Source organism: Campylobacter concisus (genome assembly GCF_902460665.1).
GTDB classification, from domain to species: Bacteria; Campylobacterota; Campylobacteria; order Campylobacterales; family Campylobacteraceae; genus Campylobacter_A; species Campylobacter_A concisus_AL.
Genome location: NZ_CABPUR010000001.1, coordinates 324,011 through 349,122, shown reverse-complemented (window position 1 = coordinate 349,122; position 25,112 = coordinate 324,011). Strand labels below are relative to the sequence as shown.

The window sequence follows — 25,112 nt, the reverse complement described above, 5'->3', positions numbered from 1 at the left end:
AATTTTATCCTTAAGTTTTTCGTGATTTTAACAAAAACTACTAAATTTAAGGCTGAAAATGGCTTTTATTTGCTTAAGCTAAAGCTCTCGTCTATCAGGTCAAAAACTGTTTTTCGTGAGATTTTGGAGTTCAAATTTACACTGATCCAGTGCTTTTTATTCATGTGATAGGCTTTAAAAATTTGTTCCTCGTCAACTAGCACCATCGCTAGATCAGGGCTGCATTTTAGATTTAAAATCTCTATCATTTCATCACTTTCAAGCGCAAGTTTGCTAGCGCTTAACTGCATAAGTAGCGCAAACCACTTCTCGTTTTTCTTATGGCGAAAGGTACTAAAATTTGGATATTTTGGGAAAATTTGCTCGCCCAAAACGTCAAATTTCTCTTTTATATATTTTTCAATCTCGCTTCGTTTCAAATTTCACTCCAAAATTCCTTTAAAGAGCGATCATTATCATAGTTGTGATGACACATTACTCAACTCACAATCGTGATAACTTTTGCTAAATTTGCTCTTTTCTACCTAGGCACAGCACTTCATCTTTTAAATTTCGCCTCTATCTGCATAAAGCCCCAAGTGCTTCTAGCCTCGCTAAGCTCCTTTTTGCTAAGCTCATCTATCATCATCTCTTCATTTTTACCAAGCCTATTTTTAACTTCACCAAATGGATTAATAAGCATCGAATCGCCGTAAAAACTCCACTGCGCATCATCGCTCTTGTGGCTTCCTACGCGGTTTACGCGCAGCACGTAGACGTTGTTTGTAAAGGCTCTAACCTTTAAAAGCTCCTCCCAGCGCGCCTGAGAAAAAAATGTACAAGCCGTTGGCACGAGCACGATATCAACCTTTTTAGCGCTCATATAGGCCCAGCACACATCAAAGTGCGCCTCATAGCCAAACATGACGCCAACTTTAAATTTATCATATGTAAAGATAGGCAAATTTAGCTCATCGCTTGTGTTATTAAAGAATTTCGCCTCATTCCAGTGAGCGTAAGGTATGAGAATTTGCTGATCATATAGCTTTACTTGTGTTGGGGTAAATTTAGCTAGACTTTTAAAAATTTCCTTGCCTTTTAGATTTACAATGGGTGCAACGATATTTAGATCATACTTTTTTGCCATTGCAAAAAGAGCCTCTTTTTTGCGCTCGCTTTGCTCTTTTATAAGGCTTTTTGGCATGCTAATGAGCTCTTTAAAAAAGCTATTTAGCACATATTCACCAAGCACAACAAGCCTTGCATTTTCGTCCGCACAAATTTTTAGATAATAATCAAGCCTTGCCTCACTTAAAGGCTGAGTTGGTAGCTGAAGAGCACAAATTCTACTCATCATCCACCTGCTTTATGCTAAGTTTTGCGTTTTCTAAAATTTCTCTTGCCTCATTTAGTAGCTTTTTGCCTTGTTCGTGCAGCTTTATGCTATTTTCTAAGCTCACATCATCTTTATTTAGATCGTTTAAAATTTTATCTGCAAGGGCTAATTTTTCTTCAAAGCTTTGCTCTTTTTGCTCCATTTTCTATCCTTTTAATATATTTTTTATATATCCATCAAATTTTTCTATCTCGACCAAAAATGCGTCGTGGCCGTAGTTGCTATCTATCTCTACGAAATTTGTATTCTCTCTTCGCCCCATCTCGCAAAGCGTGTCATAAATCTCTCTCATACAGCACGGCGGAAAGAGCAGATCGCCTTTGAAAGCGATAAGGTGTAAATTTGCTTTGATCGGCGCAAGGGCGTCTTTTAAGTTGTCATAGTGTCTTGTGCAGTCAAAGATATTCATCATCTTTACGATGTATAGGTAGCTTAGCGGATCAAACCTCTTTGGAAAGTTGTAGCCGTTGTACTCCATGTAGCGATCCACCTGAAAGCGCCCAGAAAGCTCATAAAGGCCGTCAGTCTCGACGTAGTTTCGTCCAAATTTCTCATCCATGCTATCAGGGCTTAAGAAGCTGATATGCCCTGCCATCCTGCCGTAAGCCATGCCTTTTAGCCCATTTTTTCTTATAAATTCCGCGTCGTATTCGCCATTTTTAAAATTTTCATCATTCAAAATGGCTTCAATGGCGATTTTGTTAAACGCTATCGCCCATGGCTTAGTCTGGTAGGTGCTTGCTAGCATTATGATATCTTGCACAAATTCTGGAAACTCGATAGCATAGCAAAGTGCTTGCATACCGCCAAGGCTGCCGCCTATCACGGCTCTTGCCCTTGTGATGCCAAGCTCGCCAAATAGCCTCATTTGCGCCTTTACAACGTCGCTTATGGCAAGGACTGGGAAATTTAGCCTATACTCTTTACCGCTACTTCTATCCACACTTAGTGGTGATGTCGAGCCAAAGCATGAGCCTAGGATATTTACGCAGATAACGTAAAATTTATCGGTATCGACCGCCTTTTTACTGCCTATTAGCCCGTCCCACCAGCCAGCTTTCTCATCGCCTGCGTAGGTGCCAGCTGCGTGGTGCGAGCCAGTTAAGGCGTGACAGATCACAATAACGTTGCTTTTATCGGCATTTAGCGTGCCGTAAGTCTCATAAATAAGCTTGAAATTTGATAGCATACGGCCACTCTCAAGATAGAGTGGCTCGTTAAATTTAATAGTTTTAGTTTGCAGATTTAACACTAATTGACTTTGTAGTTTGGTGCCTCGTGAGTGATAACTACGTCGTGGACATGGCTCTCTTTTAGTCCAGCGCTTGTTATCTCGACAAATTCAGCTCTTTCTTGAAGAGTTGGGATATCTTTTGCGCCAACATAGCCCATAGCGCTTCTTAGGCCACCTATTAGCTGATGGATCACATCTTTTATGCTACCAGCAAATGGCACGCGACCCTCGATGCCCTCAGGCACAAGCTTATCTTGTGCGGTGCCCTCTTGGAAGTAGCGGTCAGAGCTACCCTTTGTCATAGCGCCTATTGAGCCCATGCCACGATATACTTTGTACTGGCGACCTTGGAATGTTATAAGCTCGCCTGGGCTCTCCTCGCAACCTGCTAGCAAGCTACCAGCCATAATGCAAGCAGCGCCTGCTGCAAGGGCTTTTGCCACGTCGCCTGAGTATTTTAAACCACCATCTGCGATAACTGGGATGCCATATTTTGCTGCTTCGCTTGCGCAGTCGTCAATCGCTGAAATTTGAGGCACACCAACGCCAGCAACGATCCTTGTGGTACAAATAGATCCTGGTCCGATGCCTACTTTTATGCCGTCAGCTCCTGCTTCTGCTAGGTCTTTTACAGCTGCTGGATTTGCGATATTGCCAGCTACGACATCGACATTAAAATTTGCTTTTACCTCTTTTAAAGTGTCGATGATGCCCTTTGAGTGGCCATGAGCTGAGTCGATAACGATGACATCTACGCCTGCATCAACTAGCGCTTTAGCGCGCTCTATCTGACCCACGCCAATAGCCGCAGCCACGCGAAGTCTACCGTAGCTATCTTTATTTGCATTTGGATACTCTTTGCGTTTTTTTAGATCTTTTATAGTGATAAGTCCGTCAAGTCTGCCATCTTTATCGACGATAGGTAGCTTCTCAACTCTGTTTTGAGAGAAAATTTTCTCCGCATCATCAAGCGTGCAGCCCTTTGGTGCAGTGATAAGCGGCGCTTTTGTCATACGGTCTTTTACCAAAGTGCTCATATTTGTCTCAAATCTCAAATCGCGGTTTGTTAAAATTCCTATTAGCTTACGGTCTTTGTCGATGACTGGAACGCCTGAAATATGAAGATCCGACATAAGGCTTAGAGCTTCAGCCACGGTCGCTTCTGGGTGTATGAAGATAGGATCTATGATTACGCCACTTTCGCTTTTTTTAACGCGTTTGACCTCTTTTGCCTGGCTTTCGATATCCATGTTTTTGTGGATGACGCCGATACCGCCGAGCCTTGCCATCATGATAGCAGTTCTATGCTCAGTCACCGTATCCATCGCAGCAGAGACGATCGGGATATTTAGCGTGACATTTTTGCTGATCCTGGTTTTGACATCAACTTGCTTTGGCAAAATTTCAGAGTATTGCGGCACAAGAAGCACATCCTCAAATGTTAAAGCTCTCTTTACTATCTTCATATTTTTATCCTTTTATTAAATTTTCTAGGCTCTTAGCACCATTTATCAAGGTCTGTTCGTCCCACGCTTTTGCGATGAGCTGGGCGCTCACGTTTAAATTTTGATCATCTTTGCCAACTGGCACAGAGATAGCTGGTAGGCCTGCTAAATTTACGCTGATCGTGTAGATATCACTTAGATAGGCTTGAAGCGGATCGCTATGTGCTCCAAATTTATAAGCTGTGCTTGGAGCAACTGGCATAAAGATGAGATCGTTTTCTTCTAAAATTTTCTCATACTGAGCTTTTATATGCGCTCTTGCTTTTTGTGCTTTGATGTAGTAAGCATCGTAATATCCGCTACTTAATACAAACGTACCAAGCAAAATTCTTCTTTTTACCTCTTCACCAAAGCCTTCAGAGCGTGAATTTACATATAGCTCTTTTAAATTTCTAGCATCTGCGCGTCTGCCATATCTCACCCCATCGTAGCGGCTTAAATTTGCGCTTGCCTCTGCGGTTGCGATGATGTAGTAGGCTGCGACGTCATATTTTGAGTCTTCAAAATTTGTGTAAGTTACACTGTGACCGTGTGATTTTAGCTTCTCGATTGCTAAATTTAAAGCAGCTTTTGTCTGCTCGCTTGCATTTTCAACATAGTTTTTAACAACGCAAATTTTTAGCTTCTTCTCGCTATCTATCTTGTCGCTAATGCTAGCAAAAGGCACATCTGCGCTTGTGCTATCTTTTGGGTCGTGTCCAGCGATCACGTCATATAAAATGGCTGCGTCTTCTACGTTTTGCGCGATTGGACCTATTTGATCAAGACTGCTAGAATACGCGCCAAGGCCGTATCTGCTCACTCTGCCGTAAGTTGGCTTAAGTCCTACGCATCCACAAAATGCCGCTGGTTGGCGGATCGAGCCACCAGTATCGCTACCAAGTGCTGCGACTGCAAGGCCGGCTGCGACTGCTGCTGCTGAGCCACCGCTACTGCCACCTGGGACGTGAGCGTGATTTAGTGGGTTTAGTGTTTTGCCGTAAAATGAGCTTTCAGTCGTACTTCCCATCGCAAATTCGTCCATATTTGTGCGGCCAAATGGAGCTAAATTTTTGCCAAGTAGCTTCTCGATGACGGTTGCGTTGTAAGGTGCGACGTAGCCTTGTAAAATTTTTGAAGCGCTTGTTACGTTCCAGCCTTTTACTTGGATGTTGTCTTTTATAGCGATAGGCACGCCCTCGCCTAGTTTTGCGATCTCTAAATTTGCTAGCTGCTCGACATAAGCGCCAAGCTCTTTTTCTTTTATGATCTTTGCCTCAAGCTCAGCTCGTAAATTTTTTATCTCTTCAGCTGAAAATTTCAAAGCTTCTTTTAAAGTTACCACTATTTTTATCCTTTAAATTTATTAACCAAAAATATGCCAAACAAGCTAACAACGACCACCGCAACGATCGTTGCTATTATGATAGTTGCGCTTACTGGCTCACTTAGCACTTATGACCTCTTCGCATCTTGGGCATAGCGCATCTTCTTTACTAGCGTTAAATTTCCAGCATCTTGGGCATTTGTGAAGGTTGCTTGCTATGATCTTAAATTTATCACCCTCCAGCTCAAACTCGGCTAGTGGTTCGCTATCGTCGTAAGGTCTAACCGAGCTTACCATATAAAGATCGGCCACTTCGCGCTCGTCGTAGCCTATGATGCTGTGACTTGTTGTCTCTAGGCTTAGCTCTAGGGTTGATTTTATCTTTTTGTCCTTTTTAAGAACATCCACGATTTCGTTAAATTTCTCCCTGCTGGCAAAAAGCAGCTCATCTTCAAAGCTAAGATCAAAAATGATCGGCTCATAGACTAAGTCAAACGCGTCTTTTGCGTCGCCTTTGATGATCTTTGGAGCGTAGTCCATAACCTCATCGACGGTGTAAGTAAGCGTTGGAGCGATGAGTGGCAAAAGTGCCTTTGTGATGATCGCCATCGCGCTTTGGGCTGATCTTCTTCTTGGAGCGTCTTTTGCGTCGCAGTAGAGTCTATCTTTGCAAACGTCAAGATAGACGCCACTAAGATCGGCTGATAGGAAATTTAAAAGGATGTTAAAGCCCTTTGAAAAATCATAATTTTTAAAGCAAGCACTCGCCTCGTCAAAGACTTTTTTAGCACGCGCTAAGATCCATTTATCAAGGATGTTAAACTCTGTATTTAAGCTCTCAAGGTCATTTACGTTTGCTAGCAAAAAGCGTATAGTGTTGCGGATTTTGCGGTATTGCTCGCTGATTTGCTTTAATATATCTTCGCTTATTTTTAAATCGCTTGAATAATCACTCATGCCAACCCAAAGGCGTAAAATTTCTACACCATGAGTCTTAGCCACATCTTGTGGAGCGATGACATTGCCCTTGCTCTTGCTCATCTTCTCGCCCTTAGCATCGACAGTAAAGCCGTGAGTTAGGATGCTCTCATAAGGTGCGTGAGAATTTATAGCTGTGCTTACTAGAAGCGAGCTTTGAAACCAGCCGCGGTGCTGATCTGAGCCCTCAAGATACATGCTTCCAGGGTATTTGCCAGCGTCGTAGTTGTCGCTTTGTAAGACCGCATGCCATGTCGAGCCGCTATCAAACCAAACGTCAAGAATGTCCATCACTTTTTCTAAATTTTCAGCCTTGTATTTTGAGCCCTTTGGTAAAAGCTCGTCTATACTTAGCGCCCACCACGCATCAGCGCCTTTTTCTTTAAAGATAGCAACGATGTGGTCTAAAATTTCACTATCAAATATAACTTCTTTTGTCGCTTTGTCTCTAAAAAACGCGATCGGCACGCCCCAGTCACGCTGACGAGAGATACACCAGTCTGGGCGATTTTCTATCATCGAGCCTATTCTTTTTATGCCTACGCTTGGATAAAATTTAACCTTTTCAAGCTCTTTTAGCGCTGTTTGTCTAAGCGTTCTGCCACCAAGTTTAGCCTCATCCATAGCTATAAACCACTGCTTTGTGGCTCTATAAATGACAGGCTTGTGCGTTCTCCAACAAAATGGATAAGAGTGTCTAAATTTAGATACGCTAAGCAAGCTTTTGCCAAGTAGCTCTAAAATTTTCTCATTTGCTTTAAAGATGTGCATGCCGACAAACTCGTCAACCACGTCGCTTCTAAATAGTCCGTGATGCTTTAGGCTCTCATCGTAGCAGCCACCATCATCAACCGGCATCAAAATTTCGCTAAAACCATATTTCAAACATATGTAATAGTCGTCCTCGCCGTGTCCTGGAGCTGTATGAACAAGTCCAGTACCACCATCCATCATGACGTGATCGCCTAGTAAAAATCGCGACTTTCTGCCGTTTAGCGGATTTATCGCGTGAGTGTTTTCAAGCAGGCTTGATTTAAACTCTTTTTTGATCTCACCCTTGCTTAGGCCGCTTTGTACAACGCTTTCAAGTAGTGGCTTTGCAAAGATCAAATTTTCAGCCGTTAGCACGTAAATTTCATCTGGTTTTAGGCTTATTGCTTGGTTTGCTGGAAGCGTCCAAGGTGTGGTCGTCCAGATGACAGCGCTTGCCTCTTTTACGCCAAGCTTTTCTAGCGCGTCGCTGTCAAGCTCAAATGCTACGTAAATAGAGTAGTCCTCTTTCTCCTCGTACTCGACCTCAGCCTCAGCTAGTGCCGATCTAGCCGCCCAGCTCCAATAAACCGGCTTGCTTCTTTCTAGCAAAAGCCCTTTTTTAGCGATCTCGCAAAGTGCTTTGTAGATGTCAGCCTCAAACTCAAATTTCATCGTCATGTATGGATTTTCAAAGTCGCCGATGATACCAAGGCTTTTAAATTCATTTCGCTGGATATCTATAAATTCTCTCGCGTGCTGTCTGCAAAGCTCCCTGATCTCGACCTTGCTAAGCTCTTTTTTCTTATCGCCAAGCTTTACTTCAACTTGTTGCTCGATCGGCAAGCCATGACAGTCCCAGCCTGGCACGTAGCGGACGTTTTCGCCGTAAAAATAGTGCGTTTTTGTGATGATATCTTTTAAAATTTTATTTAACGCGTGGCCGATGTGTAGGTGTCCGTTTGCATACGGAGGGCCGTCGTGGATGTTGAAATTTTTAACCGCATTTTGGCGATTTTTCTTCATTTTTTCATAAACCTTGCGCTCTTCATACCATGATTTTAGTCTTTGTGGTTCATTTTGTGGGAGATTTCCGCGCATCGGGAAATTTGTCTCTGGGAGTAAAAGTGTCTCTTTGTAGTCCATTTTTTACCTTGATTTTAAAATTTGCTAATTTTACACCTGTGCTGGTTAAATCACACTGAAAAATAGTATAATGGGGCAAAAAAAGGAGCTTAAAAATGAGACAAAGTATCTTGATAATAGGCGAAGATCTTGAGATAAATAGAGAATTTCTAAATTATATTTTTCAAAGTTATGAGGATCATTTTGGCGAGCTTGGAGTGGTCAGTTTTGCTCCAAAAAATAGCAAAGAGCTACCTTTTATAATCGAAAATTTATCAAAAGATTACGACTTTGTAAGCATTTTTGGCTCGGATGAAAATTTTGCCATCGCCGCAAAGATCGTAGCAACGCTAACTGGGGGCTCACTAGAACTAAAAGACAGCACAACGCTTGCACTTAAAGATAGCTTAGACTACTCAAAAAATAGCTTTTTAGCTAGCCTAAATAACGCCCAGATAAATCTCATAAAAGCTAATCCAAATGAAGAGCTGGGCGAGTTTTTAATCGAATACGAGCCTGATTTTAGCTACTTTCATCTAATGGATATCGACGCAGATAGCGCGAGGATCCTTATGCTGCCACTTGCTAAAACTTATGAAGTCGATATCACTCTTGCGCAGATCCTGCCAAATTTGATACTAGTAAGGGCAAAAAGTAATAAATTTGGTCAGATCGAGAGCTTTTTACAGGGAGTAAAAACGCTATTTTCGCAAAAATTTATCCCACAAAAAGACGTGATAGAATTTGTGGCAAAGAAGCTCATGCAAAAGGGGCTTAAAATTTCATTTGCTGAGTCTTGCACGGCTGGGCTTGCCGCGGCTAAATTTGCAAGATATGGCGGCATCTCAGCTAGCTTTGATGGCTCACTAGTAACCTACGCAAATCACATAAAGCACGAGTGGCTTGGCGTCGAGGATGAAATTTTAGAAACTTATGGAGCCGTGAGTGAGCCTTGCGTAAAAGCGATGGTAAAAGGCACGCTAAGCACAACGAATGCGGACTTTGCGCTTGCCATTAGTGGCATAGCAGGACCAGGCGGGGGCACAGCTAGCAAGCCAGTTGGCACAGTCTATGTCGCAGCTGGCGATAGAAACGGTAACATCGAGGTTGAGAGGTTACTTTTAAAAGGAGATCGCAACTACGTTAGAGAGCAAAGCGTGCTAAGTGCCTATCTATGCCTACTTCGTCTAAAAAGCGAGATATTTTTCGCTTAAAAATTTGTCTTTAAAATCTTGTGCGATTTAGCTAGCCAAAAATTTTTATACTAAAAGATCAAAAGAGCCAAATTTAGGAAGCTAAAAATGCTTAAAAATTTTTACCACTCACCATTATTGCGTTATTTGCATTTGACACCAAGATGTAGCCGGGCGAAATAAAAGCAAGTATAACTCGCCTTTGGATACATTGGCGCAAAATTTTGGTGGATATGCCAATAAAGAGAGTAAAGAAGTTGTCACAAAAGATAGACAAGAGCTCATAAAATACGCGACTATGTCATCTATGTGGATGAGCTCATAGACCTTAGCGAAGGCAAGATCCCACAAAATGGCAATAGCTTGGGGCTAGATAAATTTATAAGTGAGATTAGCAGTGGTGAGTTTAGCTCTTATGCCAAATTTATGCAAGCTTACGGCGGCCTCATGCCTTGCAAATTTGGTAAGTCATAAGTGTATTTTTGAAAGCGGAAAATAAAGCTTTTAAAAAGGGTAGCGTTTGCAAAAAACTAGACAAATCGCTATTTAAGCTACCGTATAAATTTGATCTCATTTCAGCCTCAAACGTCCAAAACGAGGTAAATAAAATGCAGACATAGGCAAAACTAGCCGTTAATAAATTTTTTGCCAAAAACCATAAACTAGATAAGCTGCTTGGAGTCTAAAAATCAAACTAAATTTTTATATTTTTACAAGATAAAACGCTAGCACATAGCCCATATATCAGCACGCAAAGACTAACGCTTAATCCAAATACGCTAAGAGCAGCGGTCTGGCTAAAAGATAGCGTAAAAAACGAGATAAAACTCGTAATAAATGCGCAAAATATCCCATAAATTCGCTCTTTTTCGCTAAGACTCTCATTTAGCGCAAATATCATGTAATCAATCCCCACAGCGCTTGCAAGTATAAGCCCAAATACGCCAAAAATACTTAAATTTATGCCAAAAATAGCAAAAATAAAGAGCGTAAGAAGCACGCCAAAGACGATGATGCCCATCACAAGTGCTGAGATAAGCGCACTAAAATAAAACCACAGCAGCAAAAACGCGATCACAAGCGCTACTATTTTTAGCTTTAGAGCAAGCTCTTTTGCCTGAGTTAAGCTCTCATTTAGCGAGTCAGTAAAATTTAGGCTAAAAGCGTTGTGGCGCTCCAACACCTCATCACTTTGCGCCCCTTTTACAAAGCCACTCACGTAAGCTACGCTCGTATTTTCATCAAGCATAAATTTCTTAAAATCCTTCATTGATTTTAGAGCTAAAATTTCTTTTTTAAATCTTTGACTCCGATCTTTTCTTTTGAAATGGCTAAAACTGCGATATTTTCTTTATGAGAAAGACAGATTTTACCTCGCATCTTTGCTTTAAATTTTAAGTAGCGAGATATTTTAAATGAGTTTTGTTTTATTAAATTTGGGTATTTTTTTACTCTTCTGCGATCTTTTTTATCTAGTATTTTTGGGCTAAATTTCTCACCGCAAAAGCTGATAAAAAGATAAATTTCACCCCTTTTTATAGGCATTTAATCTCTTTTTATAATTTTCATCAAACTCTAAAGCCTTTTCAAACTCAGCAGTAAATGCTCTAAGACAATCATTTTTTTGCTGATTTTCATCGCCAAATGATCTAATACGTGACGTAAAAGTAATCTCATCTTTTCTAAAATCAGCCTCTTTTAGATTAAAGTTTAAATTGCTCATTTTGCTATTTAAGATATGCAAGGCACATTTTCTTGGCCCAAAGATAAAATTTTGCCCGCTTAAGGGCTTTAGGCTTCTTACTAAAACACCACCATAAAGCGATTGCTCGCCTTTAAAAGATATGTCAAAACCAAAGTTGTGAAAGTAAATCTCTCCTGCCTCGCACTGCCTTTTGTAGGTATTTGCGTCAAAACAAGTATAAATTTCAAGCTCACTAAATTTATACTCTTTGCCAGAAACAATCAAAGCTTTACTTTGCATAAGCTCGCATAAAAAGCTCTGAAATTTATCGTCAAAAAACTCTTTAAAACTAGCAGTCCCAACTATCTCTTGCTTTATATTTTTATCTAAAATTTTAAAGTTATTTTGTTTGAGCAGATCAAATTTTTCTTTATCAAAATGACTTTGCTCTAAAAATTTACTAAGCACCTCCACTAAATCAAATTTAGTAAAATGGCTTTTAAGTAGCTCGCCAGCTAGCATCTTTGCTCCTAAATTTTTTATATTTTAAAGGGTTTGAGCTTTACAAGATAATCTTTGATGAAATTTTACCAACTGCCACTTGCCCCACCTCCGCCAAAACTGCCTCCGCCGCCACTAAAGCCACCACTTCTTGAACTGCTTGAATGGCTGCTGCTACTGCTATTTGAGTCTGATCTATCACGCCCGAAATCACTGTGTGTATTTTTGCTTTGAGCATTTTTTTTAAAGGCATTTTTTAAAATAATAAAAAATATTACAAACACAATGGCAAAGACAATGAAGTAATTTTGCACGCCAAAAAATTGCTCAAATACCGTAGATGTAAGCCCTGCAAAACACGCACTAAAGCCAATTCTCATAAAAAATTTACCTAAAAAGCCAGAGACAAAACACGAGATCATGCCAGCGAAAAAGGCAACTATTCCAAATGGTATCTCTTCTTCATCACTCGCACTTTCAAATTTTTCACCATTAGCCACTTTTATGATGGCTCTTATGCCCTCTATCACGCCACCGCCCATATCGCCTTGCTTAAATTTAGGCACTATCACATCATTTATGATCTGGCTTGATATAGCGTCAGTTAGCACACCTTCGAGTCCATAACCAACCTCTATACGTACTTTTCTCTCGTTTGGAGCGATTATTAAAAGCACTCCATTGCTGCTTTGTTTTTGTCCCAGCTTGTAGCCTCTAGCTACCTCAAGAGAGATATATTCTATGCTTTTATTTTCTAGTGATTTAAGAGTCACGATAGCAATTTGTGTCGTACTATTTTGCTCGTAATTTTGCACCAAGCTTAAAAGCTCAGCTTTCTCATTTTTAGAGAGAATTTGAGCCTCATCATTTATCTGCTCGTTAAAATTTATGGCAAGACAAAAGCAAAATGTAAAAAATAAAAGAGCAAAAATTTTTTTCATCATTTCTCAAATGAAACTTTTGGATTTATCTTCTCTTCGTTGCTTATTTCAAGATTTTGTTTTGGCTTTAGCTCAGGATAAAAAAAGCTTGCTATAAATTTATTTGGAAAGCTTCTAAGGGCTACGTTATACTCTTTTACTGCTTCGATATAATCATGCATTGCTATGCTTATGCGGTTTTGTGTACCTTCAAGCTGACTCTGAAGAGATAAGAAATTTTGATTTGCTTTTAGCTCCGGATAGTTCTCACTAACTGCCATAAGCCTACCAAGCGCCAAGCCAAATGAGCTTTGTGCTGTCATAAATTCTTTCATCTTAGCTTCATCGCTAAGACCACTTGCATCAACGCTTACTTGCATGCTCTTGCTTCTAGCATTTGCCACATCTTCAAAAATTTTTTGCTCATGAGCTGCGTAGCCTTTTACAGTTTCAACTAAATTTGGCACAAGCTCGGCTCTTCTCTTATATTGATTTAACACCTGCGACCACTTTGCATTTACATTTTCATCAAGTGCAACAAATGAATTTATATACTTAAAAGCGCCAAAAGCAAGTGCAGCAATAACTATAATAACGGCTATTAAATTTTTCATATTTTCTCCTTTAAGGAGCAAATATTAGTAAAACAAGACTTAAAAAATAATGTGAGTTTGAGTTTGAAATGAGTGCGAATTTACGCACTCATTTTGGAGATTAAAGATCGGTTTGGATCTTGTCTTCTATTTGGATGTGGATAGTTTTGTCATTTACTTGATCTATACTTGAATAGCCTTTAAATCCAGCAATATCATATGAATGATCTTCAGTCCATTTATGAACTAGATCAACTTTTGTGATTTTATTGCCATTAGCATCAACATCACCACCTTTTATCTTAAGCACCGTATCAGGATTATCAGTGATATCAAGGATATTTTGTGCATTAAATTTGATCTTTGTTTCTCCTTTAAGCTCAAGGTTTTCAAAGCTTTCCACTTTTGAATCAAGATTAGCAATGCCTCTAAGATCAACTATTTGCTTATCAAACACCAAAGTATCATGACCTTCACCACCTTTCATATCTTTACTTGCGTCAAATTTAACTGTATAGTTTTGAACATTTATATGAAGTGATTTATCATAAGGCTCGTAAGACTTAGACTCTAAGCCATCTGAAGTTTTAAGTGAGACTTTAACATTTAGATCGTAGGCTGATCTTGCATTGATATCAAGCTCTTGGTTAAATGTGCCTTTTGCTATATCTGCAGCTGATAGAGTATATGTTGCAGTCTTGGTTAGTGCATGGTTGTCTGGATCAGTGTATTTATCTCCATCTCTGGCATCTTCATTAAGATAAACTTTAACCGTAGTAGATCTCTCACCACTTTCTGAGGTTTTTATATCTTTATTAAACATAATACCTCTTATAGCATCGATTTCAGCATGTGCCGTATCGCTTACTGCTTTGCTCTCACCAAATGTGTCAGTTAGAGCAACTTCAGCTTTTGTTTCTTTACCAACTGCGATAGTAGCATCAAGTTCAAGTGGATTATCCCTACCTAGTGTAATCGGATCATAGGATCTGCTATATTTTTTAAAGTAGTTTTACCACTAACGTCTTTTCCTATAACTTCGTAATGATTAGTCGCAGTAGATCCATCAGGATTCGTTATCTTGACATCTATCTTATCACCAGCTACAACACTTCCTGGGATAGAAACATAAACCTTTGAAATTTTACTACCTGACTCATCTCTTGAGATAGTGCCATTGTCATTTTTGTCAGCAACTATGCTTACACTTAATCCCGCTTCACTTAAAGTGGTTAGACCGCGTTATCACAAGATATGTATGTATTAAATGGTTAAATATATGTAGATAAAATAAGGAGATAAATACCTCCTTATTGATAACTATTCATGTTTAATTATCTTAGAACCTTTTGTGCCTATTAAAATAAAAAAGAATAAAATCAAAAAATATTTTATATTTATGAGTCAAATAAAAGCATTTTAGCATCACCATAACTGTAACAAATAGCTAGGTTTAATACTAAAAAATTTATTTTGCAACTTTAATATTAATGCATTTTTGAATTATCTAGTTATAATATTATATTATTAAATCTGCATCATAATTTTATGAAGATTATCTTTTTTGATACCTTGATATACGAAGAATAAATCGATCAAAGCCCATATTCCAAAACCACCAAGAGTTACGAGTTTAAAAATTCCGAGCACCACATTGCCCTTATAAAACCTATCTATTCCAAAGCATCCAAAAAATAAACCCAACAATAACCCAATCATAGGACTTTTTAGATTAAGCAAAGGCAACATTTGACTAAGCCTATCAATATTTTCGCTATTGATATTGTCAAGGCGATTTCTTAGCATTATCATGCCCTCGCCTGATATCTTGTCTCCAAGCATCATAAGTATAGAATTGTTAGTATAGAATTGTTCATTAATCCTCCTAAAGATTTATACTATTAGAATAATTATATCAAATTTTTTATTCATTTGAATAATTTTTATCATTTATTAAATAATAATTTATTTATTGTCAAAATATTATTGTTTCACTTTTTTTAATAAACCCAATAAAATATAGGTAGAATTTAGATGGTTGTAGTCAATCAAAATACTACAAGCGATCTTAAAACTACAAGGAAAAAAATATGCAATTTTTACTTGAATATAAAATTTTTAATGATAGAAAGAAAAAAGAGCTAAAAGAAAATACCAAAATCAATCAAAGACCAATTTTAAACTCTCTCGTAAACACATACGCACTATCTCTTTTTGTTAGTAAATTTTATGATTTTAGTAAAGAAAATGATTTATCTATACTTAAAAAGATGGTTGATAAAAAAAGAGATAGACAGACTAAAAAATTTATGGATGAAGTTAGCAAGGTTTGCGGTAAAGATGAGGATCTAATAGTAAATGTACCAAGGCTTCGTGGTTACATTAAAAATTTTGATAAAAAAATAAATAGCAAAAGAAGGCAGATAAATATAAAGCTAGAGAAGATATATGAAGAGTTTTTTGCACTTATAAAGCTAGATCAAAATTTATTATTGAGCCAAAAACAGCATATAAATGATAAAAATAGTTACATCCTAGCTCCAAATGATTACCTAGAAAATCATGTAAAATCTCTAAAAATTAGATCAATAAGTGATGATGAAAAATTTACATATATGCAAGACGCTGCTTTTATAATGATGTGTTTAAGCCCAGGAGACTACTTTTGGAAGTGTAGATACACAGACTTTTCAAGTAGCCAGCTAGATGGTGTGACATTTTATCTTTCAGGATATGATTATGACAAGATAAAAGCTCAGAGATTTTTAGAACATGTGAATGTGCTGATAATAAAAAAAGGCTTCGTAATGGGTCTAGACAGAGACAATCTATCGTTAGTTTTTAATAATATGAGATCCGAAATTTTTGAGCTTGAAATTTTTAAGGATAGATATATAAGTTTTAGGGAAGATGACTCTTTGGTTATATTCTCGCCCACATTCTTTAGAAACTTTAATAGAATTTATGATGAAATTTGGAAGATAGATCAAAAGGTGCTAAAAATAAAAGCTACCCTTGTCAAAAAGTGCTTAAGATCTTTAGATGATAGCTCGCTTTTAGATCCTGAGCTTATATATAAATCCCTTAAAGATGAAAACATTTTTGCATTAAATAAATTCAAAAAAGAGCTAAATGATCTAAAAAATGATCTTTCTTATAAAAAATTTGAAATAAACAAAGATAGATACGCAAGACAGTGGCTTATTGATGATATCTACGGACTATATCTTGCCACGCATACTCCTTTTAAATACAAAAACTCTAAAGAGCTAGCTAAAATTTACTTCGAGGATATCTTAGGCGAGAGCTTAAATTCGTTCATTAAAAAAGATAGGCTTTCCGCTTTGAGATATAGCATGAATGAATTTGAGACCTTATAATAACACTCCAAAACCACCAAGTCACAGGCTCTAGAAGCAATAGGTGGAATTTAAAGACACAGTTGCTATCTTAAACTTCTCTCACAAAAACCAAAAACAAGGAGAGAAGATGGCAGAGTTTGACAAGCTAAATTTAGCTGACATTCAAATGAGCTTACTTGCTGATAGAAATATCTTTTTATATGGGCAGATAGATCAAGAAATTTGCCTAGCTACACAAAAGATACTTTTGTATCTTGACAGTGTAAATCAAAGCGACATAAACATATATAAGTGGTCCTGGTGGCTCAATATATGATGGCTTTGGACTAATCGACTTTATGAAGACCATAAAATCACCAATCAATACATTTTGCGTGGGGCTAGCTGCCTCTATGTCTGCACTTATATTTTTAAACGGAGATAAGCGCTATATGCTGCCAAACTCAAGCCTCATGCTTCATCAGCCTCTTGGTGGCGCATCAGGTCAAGCAAGCGACATAGAGCTGATCGCAAATCAAATTTTAAAAATCAAATCAAAAGTCAATGAGATGATAAAGGCTAATAGCAACCTAAAAATAGCAAAGATAGAGCAGATCACCGATAGAGACTGCTATATAGACGCACCATCAGCCATTACTTATGGCTTAGCCAATGAAATAATATCAACTAATAAAGGAGAATAACATGTCAGTTTTTTCACTAATTAATAATATAAAAGGTGCAGCCCCAACTTCTACCTCAAACGTTCTTAACATACCTATAAACTTTACGCATGCGATGATAACAGGGCAAACAGGTTGTGGCAAGACCACTTCGGCGATTTTGCCAGCGATGGATGAACGTATAAAAGTAGGGCATGGCATGCTTGTCTTTGACTACAAAGGAGTTGAGCATAAAAAGGTTAAATTTTTAGCCAAGAAGTATGGTAGGCTAAAAGATGTTGTAATGATAAACGTGCCATGGGGCGATAAAATAAACATAATGTATGACACAAATGATGTATTGCTAACAAATTTTTTCAAAAAAACATTTGGTACTGAGCGTGATACTTTTTGGGGAAATTTGGCCACAAATATCTCAGCAAGCTCTATTGATATGATGAAAGCAATATATGACTTTAGCAAGAGTGCCTTTTGTAGCATAGAACTGTGCAAAAAAACAGAAGGCATCTATCCTAGCTTTGCGAATCTATGTAAATTTACCCAGCAACTATCTGATTTTAGAAATTTCTATGACATAGTGCTTGAACTAAGCAGATATGCAAATGACAACAAAGCGATAGCAGATGACATAAGCAGTAAAATCTCAACTCTTTGTCAGCCGATGATGCTAGCTGAAAATATTTGGGCATTAAACACTTTTAAACAAAAATCTAGCAAATTTTTGCAAGCTTTTAAAGAACACACTAGTGCTGTTGGCGAGATAGAGACATATAGAGCAAGGATGTTTTCAAACTATACGTTTATGCTTCAAGCACTAAGAGAACTAGCTGATGATGAGATGCTAAACGAAGACATCACTATGATGCAAAGCATAAGCACCCTACTAAATCAAGGAAAAATAGTGATCATAAATGCGCAAGGACTAAAAGATAATGTGATAGAACTCATACTAAACTCCACTCTTTCAAGCATGACAAGACGCATTTTAGATGAATATAAAGTACCAGTTAGTATTTTTATAGACGAGGCACAACGCGTGTTAAACCCACAAACAGATCTGCACGCAGATGTACTAAGAGAGGCAAAGGTGGAGCTCATACTTGCTTTTCAAAATGAAGATGTGCTAAAAAATTCTCTAGGTGGAGAGTCAAAATATAAAGAGCTAGTTGGAAATTTATCTCATCAATATTTCTTTAAAAACCACATAAAACAATACGCAAATGGAGAAAATAAAGACTTTAGTGGGCTTAAAAATTTTGAGTGCTATCATGAGGAGAAAATTTATAAAACAAAACCTATGTTTTTAGATGAAAAAGACCTTTTAAACGCTGAGCTTTGTTATCAAAAGAGCCTTAAGCTAGGGGCAAAATACACTGAGAAGGAGCTTTGTGAAGATGAAATTTTAGTATTTCATAGGCAGATGGCTAAAGACTATGGCTTGATCGCAGTACTAAATATAAAAACAAAAAATACTTACTTTTTACCTATACTAAGTGCAAAAGATAAAGAGTTGCTAAAAAGTATCAACAACCTAATAGAGTCCAAAAAAGTAGCTAGTAGTGGTCAGGATATTGAGGTGTTATAAACTCACTCATGGGATTGGCCTCCCATGAGTCTAACAATAGACTATAAGATATCTTCTAGTCTTGAGAGTTTATCCTCAAGCTCTTTTAGATGCCTTTTGTAGTCTTTATTAAGTTCTTTTACTGTTGTAGAGCAGATACAAAGCCTACAATATTCTAACACTAGCTCCTCTATAAACCCAGAGACATCATTATGTAATTTTTTGCAAAACTTATAGACTCTTTCAAAGGGCCATGGATCATTTTTACTACCACCAACTACATACTCCATCCTCTCTTTTTCACCACTATACAGTGTTTCAAAACCAATTAAAACAAAAGGTATTTTATATTTTAAACCAATAATAGCCATATCAAGCCAGCAGTTGATAGTCTGTAGCCCATTGTCTAAAGTATAAGGCTCCTCTGAATCAAAAGGTTTAAACAAAATTTGGTCTTGCCCTAATAAATAAAGCATTTATTTCTCCTTATTTTATTATTTGTTGTTTATAATAATTATACCTACAGAAAAGTTTTCTACTTTTTCTGACTTTTTTTTGAATTTTTTCTATGTTTATCCGTTTTAAGATGCCGTATATTTGGATTTTCTAGGTATTTAAAAAAGCCAAATAATGAGTCAAACCCTTTTATAATCTCTTGCTTTCTTTCTAAATACTCAGATCTAGCATATATATCAAAAGCATCAGACAGTCCGTAACCCAGCATATGTTCTACTAGTGTTGTATATTGTCTGCGTTCATATTTTTGAATATTTGGCTTATGGCCAAGAGCTCCATCAACATCCGCAATAGATTCACTTATTTCATTTCGCAAATCACACTCTGTTAGTATATTTGCAAAGTTACCACGCAAACGGTGATCACTAACATCTTTATCAGAAGTTATTTTTCTTATACATCCATTAACCTTTTTTCCAAAAGACTTTATATCTGGGTATTTTGAGATTATCTTTTTAACCCAATCATAATTATGTAAATCTTTAATATTTTCATGTATAACTATCGCTCTTTGGGATGTTCTACCACCCTTGCCTTTGGCTGTATTTATGATGACATAATTGTAAGTCTTTCCATTGATTGTTTCTGTTTTAAAGCTATCAACACTTAAACTAAAAAACTCTCTCATACGAAGTCCAACATGTAGTTTAAAGCGAAAATAGTCTAGTATCTCTTTTTCTATATTATGTTCTCCAGAAAATAACAGCATTAACTCGCTCATAGAGAAATTTCTCTTTGTCGTTTTCTCTTTAATACCAAATCGCTCTATCGCTTCTTTTTTAAAAAAGTTATCACCAACTACTCCTAAATGCGCAAGTCTATTAAACACATTTGATAAAAAGCCTACTATATTATTTGCTCTCTTTTCGTTTCTTGCTCTCACACCTTTTTCTTTAATAAGACCTTCATGAAAGTCCTCAGCTACTTTTACATTTATATCGCTTATGCTGATGTCTCTATCATTAAGAAATTCCTTAAGCAGCTTAAGTGCATGATGGTACTCTTTTTTTGTACTATCACTAAAATTTCGCTTCCTTGCAACATGCTCCATAAAATCTTTTTCTATATCTTCAAAGTTTTCTAGTTTAACACCATATTGATGCTTTACAGGTACTATTTTTGTCTTTTCTTGTTTTATAATACACTCTCTAATTTCTAAAAAAATATAACTCGGTATAAATTGACCCCTTACGAGAAAGCCATCTCTTACTTTATACACTCCATCAGATATTTTTTTACTCACTGGGGTGTTGTAATAATCATTAAAGTCTATCTGCCCATAATGCAGTTGAAGAAAACTATCCCACTTTTTTTGATCTATATGAAGTTCTGGCGGTAGTTTATTTTGACTTACGACTTGATCTTGATTAATAATTCTTTTTTTCGAGACTCTTTTTCGGCTAAGTTGTTAAAAAAATTAGTAATCGTACTACTAACTATGCCTTTTTTATCTAGTGATAAAATACACGGATACAAACTTGCTAGGTTTAAAAATATCTTAAGCCAATATTGTCTTTTTTTCTCACCACTAGACCTAGAATATCCCTTATTGAGGCAATATATTGCATCTTGCTTCAATAACTTTATATCAGTATCATAATACGCCCTTACTCTCCCATGATGAACATCCTCATATTTTTCTACACAAAGCAGCTTTTGCATTGTCACATCCATAGATTTTTTATTGTTTTCCATCGAAAATCCTTTTTGCGTTTATTACTAATTATACCGATTGCTTTCAAAAATCACTGGTTATGTAAAAATTTAAAAATTTTTAGTCCAATCATAGAATTTTGCTTAGCTTTTAAAGATATTTCCTTTGCATACGTATCAGTTGCAAGATCGGCACTATGTCCTAGCAAAACAGATGTTAGATCGGTCAAGGAATTCTCCAAACAGTAATCCTTTATAGCCTTAGCAAAATTTCCCCTAAGCCTATGAAATGTAACGTTTGCTAGTGGGATACATTTATGGATGTGTCTATTTAATCGCTTACTAAAGTAATCGCTATTAACCTTACTGCTCTTAATATTTTCTAACCACTTTAGATCGCTTAAATACTCAATATTTTCATGCAAAGGTATCTGTCTATACTTTTTCACTCCCACTCTTTGTTTTGCAGTTCTAACATTTATAAATTTTATTCCATCCTGCTCACCAACATTGTCGCTATCAAGTTGCCAAATTTCATTTAGTCTTAATCCCGTATGAAGTGCAAACATCATATAATCTCTCAAATCTTTTCTTTGAGTGTCAAAAACTATCTTTAATTCATCTAACGTAAAATTATCTTTTGGCGACTTCTCATCAGATGTAATTTTAAAAGATGTAAGCATTTTGAAAGGATTTACTGTAAGCTTACCTATTTTTATACCGTAATTAAAAAGCCTTTTAGAATAAGACGTATAATTATTTATAGTCTTTTTGTTTAGATTTTTATTTAACAAGCTTACTTGAAAGCCTTCAGCATCGCTGTATTTAAACTCCCCTGAATGATTTTTAAAAAACTCATCCAAAAGCTTGCCAGTCTTAATATAATAGCCCTTGGTTTTATCGCTAGATTTTAGCTTTAAACACTCGGTTGTCACGTATCTTTTAGCTATTGCTTCAAAAGACATTGACTTGTTTGGTTCACTTGACTTCTCTTGTTTATTATTTGGTGCCACCTCTATTTCTGATTTATCTTGCGCTGATATTGCAACATTGTAAAATTTTGCTATAACACTTTGAGATATTTTTTTATACTCGCTCACATCCAAATATAGACGTTCTTGTTTTATCTTATGGTCATTTTGTCTTTTTATGTTTATTAAGGATGTCAGGCTTTTAAGATTTGGGTGTTTTGTTGTTAGATGGCGTGATAGTTCATCATTTGCAGTGTTTTTTATAAGTCTGGCCAGTATCCTTGCCTCATCCAGATCCTTAGTAAATAAACAATACTTTACTGTTATTTTCTTGTTATTTTTAATAGCCGTATCAAAAAAATAAAAATTTGGTCTGTTAGGAACTTTGGTGATCATTCTAGAACTCATGGAATAATCCAAATAGTTTCTGTAACAAAATAGCAAATTTTCTGTAACAAATCTGATTTGTCCTAAATTTTGGACAAAAATATTCATTTAAAAACATAGCTAACACATTGAAATTTAGGGATATATAAAAGAAATTTAATGATTTTGTGGCGGACAGAGAGGGATTTGAACCCTCGAGCCCCGATTAAGAGCTGCACCCTTAGCAGGGGTGTGGTTTCAGCCACTCACCCATCTGTCCATAAAAAGAAATCGCATTATAATTGAATGCCGCTGATATCTTGCTTAAATTTACATTTCACAATTGCAGACCTCAGATAGAAAATCTAAAACAAAAATTTATAAATTTAGTCCTTCCAAAGCCACCATTTTAGCTTGGCTTTGTCTGGGTGCGGCATATTTACATAGTAGCAAATCATACGGTAAACATAGAGGATATACCTATCGCTGCCGCGTCCGAGCGCCTTTATGCATTCACGCTTCATTAGAATTTGCGCCATTTAGTAAAGCGATATCCTTAACCAAGTGCTAGTAGATACGCTTTAGCCGCCCAGCCAACAATAGGATTTTCTTAAAATCACTCAAATTTAGCTCTCAACTTCGTTTTAACGTCATTTTTACACAACATTTTGTAAAAATTTTTGTATAAAAACTATGATTAAAACATCTTTACATAAGCTCAAATATTAACCAAAATTCTTTCACAAATTTCTCTTGGGTTTGCACTCTCATAAATTGGCCTACCAACAACGATAAAATCACTACCCTCTTGCTTTGCACTCACTAAGTTTGCTACTCTTTTTTGATCTCCAGCATTCTCTCCAAAAGGCCTAACACCAGGGCAAAGAGTGATAAATTTCTCATTTGTTACATCTTTAATGAGCTTGCTTTCAAAAACGGAACAGACCATTCCATCAAGCCCTGCTTCAAAACTCATCTGACTAAATTTCCTAACAGCTCTTGCGATCGTATCGTTATAAATAGCGTCAAATTCGCTCTCACTAAAGCTAGTAAGTGCCGACACTGCGAGCACTAAAGGACGGCTCCCAAGACCAGCTAGCCTATCCATAACTGTTTTCATCGCACGTTCACCGGCGCTAGCATGCACATTTATCATATCTACGCCGATTTTTGAGACGACTTCGGCCGCATCAGCCATCGTGTTTGGGATATCATAGAGCTTTAGATCGAGGAAAATTTTAAAATTTCCAAGCTCTTTTAGCTCTTCTATAAACTTTGCCCCATCCCTAAGATAGCTTCTAAGCCCCACTTTTAGCCAAAGATCAAGCCCTTTTAGCTCTCTAGCAAGAGCTAAATTCTCTTCACGACTAGCCATATCAAGCGCAACACAGAGCCTCACAGATCAGCCTTTAGCTTATCAAGTACACCGTTTATAAATTTTGGCGCCTGATCACTTCCAAGTTCTTTCGCAAGCTCGATCGCTTCGTTTATGATGACAGCCTTATCAGTTTGGCTAAATTTCATCTCATAAAGTCCAAGTCTAAGGATGGCTAGTTCAGTCGCACCGACCTTGCTAAAATCGCCGTCTTTTAGATATGGCTTTAAAATTTCATCTAGTTTTTCTTTATTTGCGAGCACCTCTTTAAAAGTCTGCTGTGCCTCACTTTTACGCTCGTTTCTTATCTTTTTCTCTTCTAGAAATTCCTCTTCAAATGCAGCAGTTACTGGATTTATCTCATTTGAGTAGAGCAGCGAAACGACGGCCTGCCTAACCTGATGACGAGTCGCCATTTCACGCCTCCAAATTTTTATATAAGCTTAGCATCTCGATCACGCCCGTCATCGCTTCAAAGCCCTTGTTTCCAGCCTTTGAGCCCGCTCTCTCGATGGCTTGCTCGATGCTATCGACCGTTAGCACACCAAAGGTCACCGGCTTGCCGTACTTTAGCGTGACGTTTGCGATACCCTTGGTAGTCTCGGCGCTAACGTAGTCAAAGTGGGGCGTAGAGCCGCGGATAACCGCTCCCACGCAGCAAACTGCGTCAAATTTACCGCTGGCTAGCGCCTTTTCTAGCGCCATCGGTATCTCAAACGCGCCCGGCACCAAAATGAGGCTCAAATTTGCCTCGTCCCCGCCGTGACGCAAAAACGCATCCCTCGCACCCTCGACCAGCCTATCGGTGATGATATGATTAAACCTAGCGCCCACTATGGCGACCTTCTCGCCGCCTTTTAGAGCTAAATTTCCTTCGATTATTTTCATGGTTTCTCCTTAAGATTTTACTAAATATTATTTTTTGCTTTTAAAATTTTGATATCTTTTTTATTGTTTTTTATATTAAAGTTCTTTATTATATACTGTTGAGTTTCAGGCGACCAGTAAATTTTAAGGTATTTTTTCGCCCTAGTAATTGCTGTGTAAAAAATATTATGTGAAATATTCTCTTCGATTTCCCTTGTAATCACTATCTTTACACTATCATATTCCAAACCTTGCGATTTGTGAATAGAAACTGCATAAGCCAACATGAATGGGATTTTTTCACTAGCATCATCATTGTCTGTATTTATATTTTTATCCACACCAAAACCAACAATAGATTTATTATCATTTTTAGAAATAAGTTCTAAGCCAGCAGTAAAAACATGATCGTCTTCAAAAACCTTATCAACTTCTACTTTAAAATACAGCTCATTTTCTTCGTTTTTATCGATGATATTTATTATTTTGCCTTTAAGATTATTATGTAAATCGCTTACAAAAAAATTATTATCGACAAATAAAACAGGATCACCAATTTTAAATTCAAAATTTCCGATTTCAAAAGATTGATTTTTATTTACTATTTGCAAA

At 37.2% G+C, this 25,112-nt stretch carries 28 protein-coding genes, 1 tRNA gene and 2 pseudogenes; 7 read left to right on the top strand and 24 right to left on the bottom strand.

Annotated features, from left to right (window positions below):
- Positions 1-65: 65 nt before the first annotated feature.
- The 7 genes from F3G66_RS01810 to ileS form a co-directional block, all read right to left on the bottom strand.
- Positions 66-419: an MmcQ/YjbR family DNA-binding protein gene (locus F3G66_RS01810; RefSeq protein WP_149706954.1), complete on the bottom strand. Its 354-nt coding sequence runs from the start codon at positions 417-419 to the stop codon at positions 66-68.
- A 119-nt stretch (positions 420-538) separates the two neighbouring features.
- Positions 539-1,333 carry a carbon-nitrogen hydrolase family protein gene (locus F3G66_RS01805; protein ID WP_149706953.1) on the bottom strand — a complete coding sequence of 265 codons (795 nt, stop codon included), beginning with the start codon at positions 1,331-1,333 and terminating at the stop codon, positions 539-541.
- Positions 1,326-1,517: an exodeoxyribonuclease VII small subunit gene (gene xseB / locus F3G66_RS01800; RefSeq protein WP_004317712.1), complete on the bottom strand. Its 192-nt coding sequence runs from the start codon at positions 1,515-1,517 to the stop codon at positions 1,326-1,328. The genes F3G66_RS01805 and xseB overlap by 8 nt, the downstream gene beginning before the upstream one ends.
- Positions 1,518-1,520: 3 nt before the next feature.
- A complete protein-coding gene (metX, locus tag F3G66_RS01795) occupies positions 1,521-2,627 on the bottom strand; it encodes a homoserine O-acetyltransferase MetX (protein ID WP_149706952.1) in 1,107 nt (368 codons plus the stop codon).
- Positions 2,627-4,075, bottom strand: a complete 1,449-nt coding sequence (guaB, locus tag F3G66_RS01790; RefSeq protein ID WP_149706951.1) for an IMP dehydrogenase — start codon at positions 4,073-4,075, stop codon at positions 2,627-2,629. Before guaB ends, metX begins: the two co-directional genes overlap by 1 nt.
- 4 nt (positions 4,076-4,079) lie before the next feature.
- Entirely contained in the window at positions 4,080-5,438 is a 1,359-nt protein-coding gene (gatA, locus tag F3G66_RS01785; protein ID WP_149706950.1) for an Asp-tRNA(Asn)/Glu-tRNA(Gln) amidotransferase subunit GatA, read from the bottom strand.
- Positions 5,439-5,537: 99 nt separating this feature from the next.
- Positions 5,538-8,294, bottom strand: coding sequence for an isoleucine--tRNA ligase (gene ileS, locus F3G66_RS01780; protein WP_149706949.1), 2,757 nt, complete (start codon positions 8,292-8,294; stop codon positions 5,538-5,540).
- Between the two features lie 95 nt (positions 8,295-8,389).
- On the opposite strand from ileS, the gene F3G66_RS01775 reads away from it, so the two are divergent.
- The 4 genes from F3G66_RS01775 (at position 8,390) to F3G66_RS09390 (ending at position 10,086) form a co-directional block, all read left to right on the top strand.
- Complete coding sequence (locus F3G66_RS01775; protein ID WP_149706948.1) at positions 8,390-9,487, top strand: CinA family protein; 1,098 nt, start codon at positions 8,390-8,392, stop codon at positions 9,485-9,487.
- Positions 9,488-9,668: 181 nt separating this feature from the next.
- Entirely contained in the window at positions 9,669-9,791 is a 123-nt protein-coding gene (locus F3G66_RS09710; protein WP_262481513.1) for a hypothetical protein, read from the top strand.
- A complete protein-coding gene (locus tag F3G66_RS09585; protein ID WP_188115934.1) occupies positions 9,776-9,940 on the top strand; it encodes a hypothetical protein in 165 nt (54 codons plus the stop codon). The genes F3G66_RS09710 and F3G66_RS09585 overlap by 16 nt, the downstream gene beginning before the upstream one ends.
- Before the next feature lie 8 nt (positions 9,941-9,948).
- On the top strand, positions 9,949-10,086 hold the full coding sequence (locus F3G66_RS09390) for a hypothetical protein (RefSeq protein WP_188115810.1): 138 nt from the start codon (positions 9,949-9,951) through the stop codon (positions 10,084-10,086).
- A 74-nt stretch (positions 10,087-10,160) separates the two neighbouring features.
- On the opposite strand, the gene F3G66_RS01765 is transcribed toward F3G66_RS09390, so the two are convergent.
- The 7 genes from F3G66_RS01765 to F3G66_RS01735 form a co-directional block, all read right to left on the bottom strand.
- Positions 10,161-10,715, bottom strand: a complete 555-nt coding sequence (locus F3G66_RS01765; protein WP_188115809.1) for a hypothetical protein — start codon at positions 10,713-10,715, stop codon at positions 10,161-10,163.
- Between the two features lie 32 nt (positions 10,716-10,747).
- A complete protein-coding gene (locus tag F3G66_RS01760) occupies positions 10,748-11,011 on the bottom strand; it encodes a hypothetical protein (protein ID WP_149706947.1) in 264 nt (87 codons plus the stop codon).
- Complete coding sequence (locus F3G66_RS01755) at positions 10,992-11,672, bottom strand: ABC transporter substrate-binding protein (RefSeq protein WP_149706946.1); 681 nt, start codon at positions 11,670-11,672, stop codon at positions 10,992-10,994. Before F3G66_RS01755 ends, F3G66_RS01760 begins: the two co-directional genes overlap by 20 nt.
- Before the next feature lie 65 nt (positions 11,673-11,737).
- Positions 11,738-12,592 (bottom strand): TPM domain-containing protein, encoded by an 855-nt coding sequence (locus F3G66_RS01750; RefSeq protein WP_188115808.1) that lies wholly within the window; start codon positions 12,590-12,592, stop codon positions 11,738-11,740.
- Entirely contained in the window at positions 12,592-13,185 is a 594-nt protein-coding gene (locus F3G66_RS01745; RefSeq protein ID WP_149706944.1) for a LemA family protein, read from the bottom strand. The genes F3G66_RS01750 and F3G66_RS01745 overlap by 1 nt, the downstream gene beginning before the upstream one ends.
- Before the next feature lie 100 nt (positions 13,186-13,285).
- Complete coding sequence (locus F3G66_RS01740) at positions 13,286-13,987, bottom strand: hypothetical protein (RefSeq protein ID WP_149706943.1); 702 nt, start codon at positions 13,985-13,987, stop codon at positions 13,286-13,288.
- Between the two features lie 704 nt (positions 13,988-14,691).
- The gene (locus tag F3G66_RS01735; protein ID WP_223154186.1) at positions 14,692-14,976 is read right to left on the bottom strand and encodes a TM2 domain-containing protein; all 285 of its coding nucleotides are present in this window, start codon (positions 14,974-14,976) and stop codon (positions 14,692-14,694) included.
- A gap of 278 nt (positions 14,977-15,254) precedes the next feature.
- Here F3G66_RS01735 and F3G66_RS01730 point away from each other — a divergent pair, with 278 nt between their 5' ends.
- From F3G66_RS01730 to F3G66_RS01720, 3 genes and pseudogenes are all read left to right on the top strand, one after another.
- Complete coding sequence (locus F3G66_RS01730) at positions 15,255-16,544, top strand: hypothetical protein (RefSeq protein ID WP_149706941.1); 1,290 nt, start codon at positions 15,255-15,257, stop codon at positions 16,542-16,544.
- Between the two features lie 109 nt (positions 16,545-16,653).
- Positions 16,654-17,209 (top strand): annotated as a pseudogene (locus F3G66_RS09770) (ClpP family protease).
- A 1-nt stretch (position 17,210) separates the two neighbouring features.
- Positions 17,211-18,773 carry a type IV secretory system conjugative DNA transfer family protein gene (locus F3G66_RS01720; protein ID WP_149706940.1) on the top strand — a complete coding sequence of 521 codons (1,563 nt, stop codon included), beginning with the start codon at positions 17,211-17,213 and terminating at the stop codon, positions 18,771-18,773.
- Positions 18,774-18,814: 41 nt separating this feature from the next.
- Here the strand turns inward: F3G66_RS01720 and F3G66_RS01715 are convergent, their stop codons facing one another.
- The 10 genes and pseudogenes from F3G66_RS01715 to F3G66_RS01670 form a co-directional block, all read right to left on the bottom strand.
- A complete protein-coding gene (locus F3G66_RS01715) occupies positions 18,815-19,228 on the bottom strand; it encodes a hypothetical protein (protein WP_149706939.1) in 414 nt (137 codons plus the stop codon).
- Between the two features lie 59 nt (positions 19,229-19,287).
- Entirely contained in the window at positions 19,288-20,511 is a 1,224-nt protein-coding gene (locus F3G66_RS01710; RefSeq protein WP_149706938.1) for a phage integrase SAM-like domain-containing protein, read from the bottom strand.
- A 107-nt stretch (positions 20,512-20,618) separates the two neighbouring features.
- Positions 20,619-20,963 (bottom strand): hypothetical protein, encoded by a 345-nt coding sequence (locus tag F3G66_RS01705; protein WP_149706937.1) that lies wholly within the window; start codon positions 20,961-20,963, stop codon positions 20,619-20,621.
- 50 nt (positions 20,964-21,013) lie between these two features.
- Positions 21,014-22,300, bottom strand: a complete 1,287-nt coding sequence (locus F3G66_RS01700; protein ID WP_188115807.1) for a tyrosine-type recombinase/integrase — start codon at positions 22,298-22,300, stop codon at positions 21,014-21,016.
- 147 nt (positions 22,301-22,447) lie between these two features.
- Positions 22,448-22,538: transfer RNA gene (locus tag F3G66_RS01695), tRNA-Ser, on the bottom strand.
- Between the two features lie 106 nt (positions 22,539-22,644).
- A pseudogene (locus tag F3G66_RS09765) lies at positions 22,645-22,882 on the bottom strand (helix-hairpin-helix domain-containing protein).
- Between the two features lie 94 nt (positions 22,883-22,976).
- Positions 22,977-23,657 (bottom strand): orotidine-5'-phosphate decarboxylase, encoded by a 681-nt coding sequence (gene pyrF, locus F3G66_RS01685; RefSeq protein ID WP_149706936.1) that lies wholly within the window; start codon positions 23,655-23,657, stop codon positions 22,977-22,979.
- Complete coding sequence (gene nusB / locus F3G66_RS01680) at positions 23,654-24,049, bottom strand: transcription antitermination factor NusB (protein ID WP_107698191.1); 396 nt, start codon at positions 24,047-24,049, stop codon at positions 23,654-23,656. The genes pyrF and nusB overlap by 4 nt, the downstream gene beginning before the upstream one ends.
- Position 24,050: 1 nt before the next feature.
- Positions 24,051-24,521, bottom strand: coding sequence for a 6,7-dimethyl-8-ribityllumazine synthase (gene ribH, locus F3G66_RS01675; protein ID WP_021090940.1), 471 nt, complete (start codon positions 24,519-24,521; stop codon positions 24,051-24,053).
- Positions 24,522-24,541: 20 nt separating this feature from the next.
- Positions 24,542-25,112: C-terminal helicase domain-containing protein (locus F3G66_RS01670; protein WP_188115806.1), on the bottom strand; the 571-nt coding region annotated here is incomplete at its 5' end.

What these genes read in the sequence shown, in the direction of transcription:
- F3G66_RS01805 (WP_149706953.1), bottom strand. Translation starts at nt 1,333, where the DNA reads ATGAGTAGAATTTGTGCTCTTCAGCTACCAACTCAGCCTTTAAGTGAG.
- xseB (WP_004317712.1), bottom strand. Translation starts at nt 1,517, where the DNA reads ATGGAGCAAAAAGAGCAAAGCTTTGAAGAAAAATTAGCCCTTGCAGAT.
- guaB (WP_149706951.1), bottom strand. Translation starts at nt 4,075, where the DNA reads ATGAAGATAGTAAAGAGAGCTTTAACATTTGAGGATGTGCTTCTTGTG.
- ileS (WP_149706949.1), bottom strand. Translation starts at nt 8,294, where the DNA reads ATGGACTACAAAGAGACACTTTTACTCCCAGAGACAAATTTCCCGATG.
- F3G66_RS01775 (WP_149706948.1), top strand. Translation starts at nt 8,390, where the DNA reads ATGAGACAAAGTATCTTGATAATAGGCGAAGATCTTGAGATAAATAGA.
- F3G66_RS01765 (WP_188115809.1), bottom strand. Translation starts at nt 10,715, where the DNA reads ATGCTTGATGAAAATACGAGCGTAGCTTACGTGAGTGGCTTTGTAAAA.
- F3G66_RS01760 (WP_149706947.1), bottom strand. Translation starts at nt 11,011, where the DNA reads ATGCCTATAAAAAGGGGTGAAATTTATCTTTTTATCAGCTTTTGCGGT.
- F3G66_RS01755 (WP_149706946.1), bottom strand. Translation starts at nt 11,672, where the DNA reads ATGCTAGCTGGCGAGCTACTTAAAAGCCATTTTACTAAATTTGATTTA.
- F3G66_RS01750 (WP_188115808.1), bottom strand. Translation starts at nt 12,592, where the DNA reads ATGAAAAAAATTTTTGCTCTTTTATTTTTTACATTTTGCTTTTGTCTT.
- F3G66_RS01745 (WP_149706944.1), bottom strand. Translation starts at nt 13,185, where the DNA reads ATGAAAAATTTAATAGCCGTTATTATAGTTATTGCTGCACTTGCTTTT.
- F3G66_RS01740 (WP_149706943.1), bottom strand. Translation starts at nt 13,987, where the DNA reads ATGTTTAATAAAGATATAAAAACCTCAGAAAGTGGTGAGAGATCTACT.
- F3G66_RS01735 (WP_223154186.1), bottom strand. Translation starts at nt 14,976, where the DNA reads ATGATAATGCTAAGAAATCGCCTTGACAATATCAATAGCGAAAATATT.
- F3G66_RS01730 (WP_149706941.1), top strand. Translation starts at nt 15,255, where the DNA reads ATGCAATTTTTACTTGAATATAAAATTTTTAATGATAGAAAGAAAAAA.
- F3G66_RS01720 (WP_149706940.1), top strand. Translation starts at nt 17,211, where the DNA reads ATGTCAGTTTTTTCACTAATTAATAATATAAAAGGTGCAGCCCCAACT.
- F3G66_RS01715 (WP_149706939.1), bottom strand. Translation starts at nt 19,228, where the DNA reads ATGCTTTATTTATTAGGGCAAGACCAAATTTTGTTTAAACCTTTTGAT.
- F3G66_RS01705 (WP_149706937.1), bottom strand. Translation starts at nt 20,963, where the DNA reads ATGGAAAACAATAAAAAATCTATGGATGTGACAATGCAAAAGCTGCTT.
- F3G66_RS01700 (WP_188115807.1), bottom strand. Translation starts at nt 22,300, where the DNA reads ATGAGTTCTAGAATGATCACCAAAGTTCCTAACAGACCAAATTTTTAT.
- nusB (WP_107698191.1), bottom strand. Translation starts at nt 24,049, where the DNA reads ATGGCGACTCGTCATCAGGTTAGGCAGGCCGTCGTTTCGCTGCTCTAC.
- ribH (WP_021090940.1), bottom strand. Translation starts at nt 24,521, where the DNA reads ATGAAAATAATCGAAGGAAATTTAGCTCTAAAAGGCGGCGAGAAGGTC.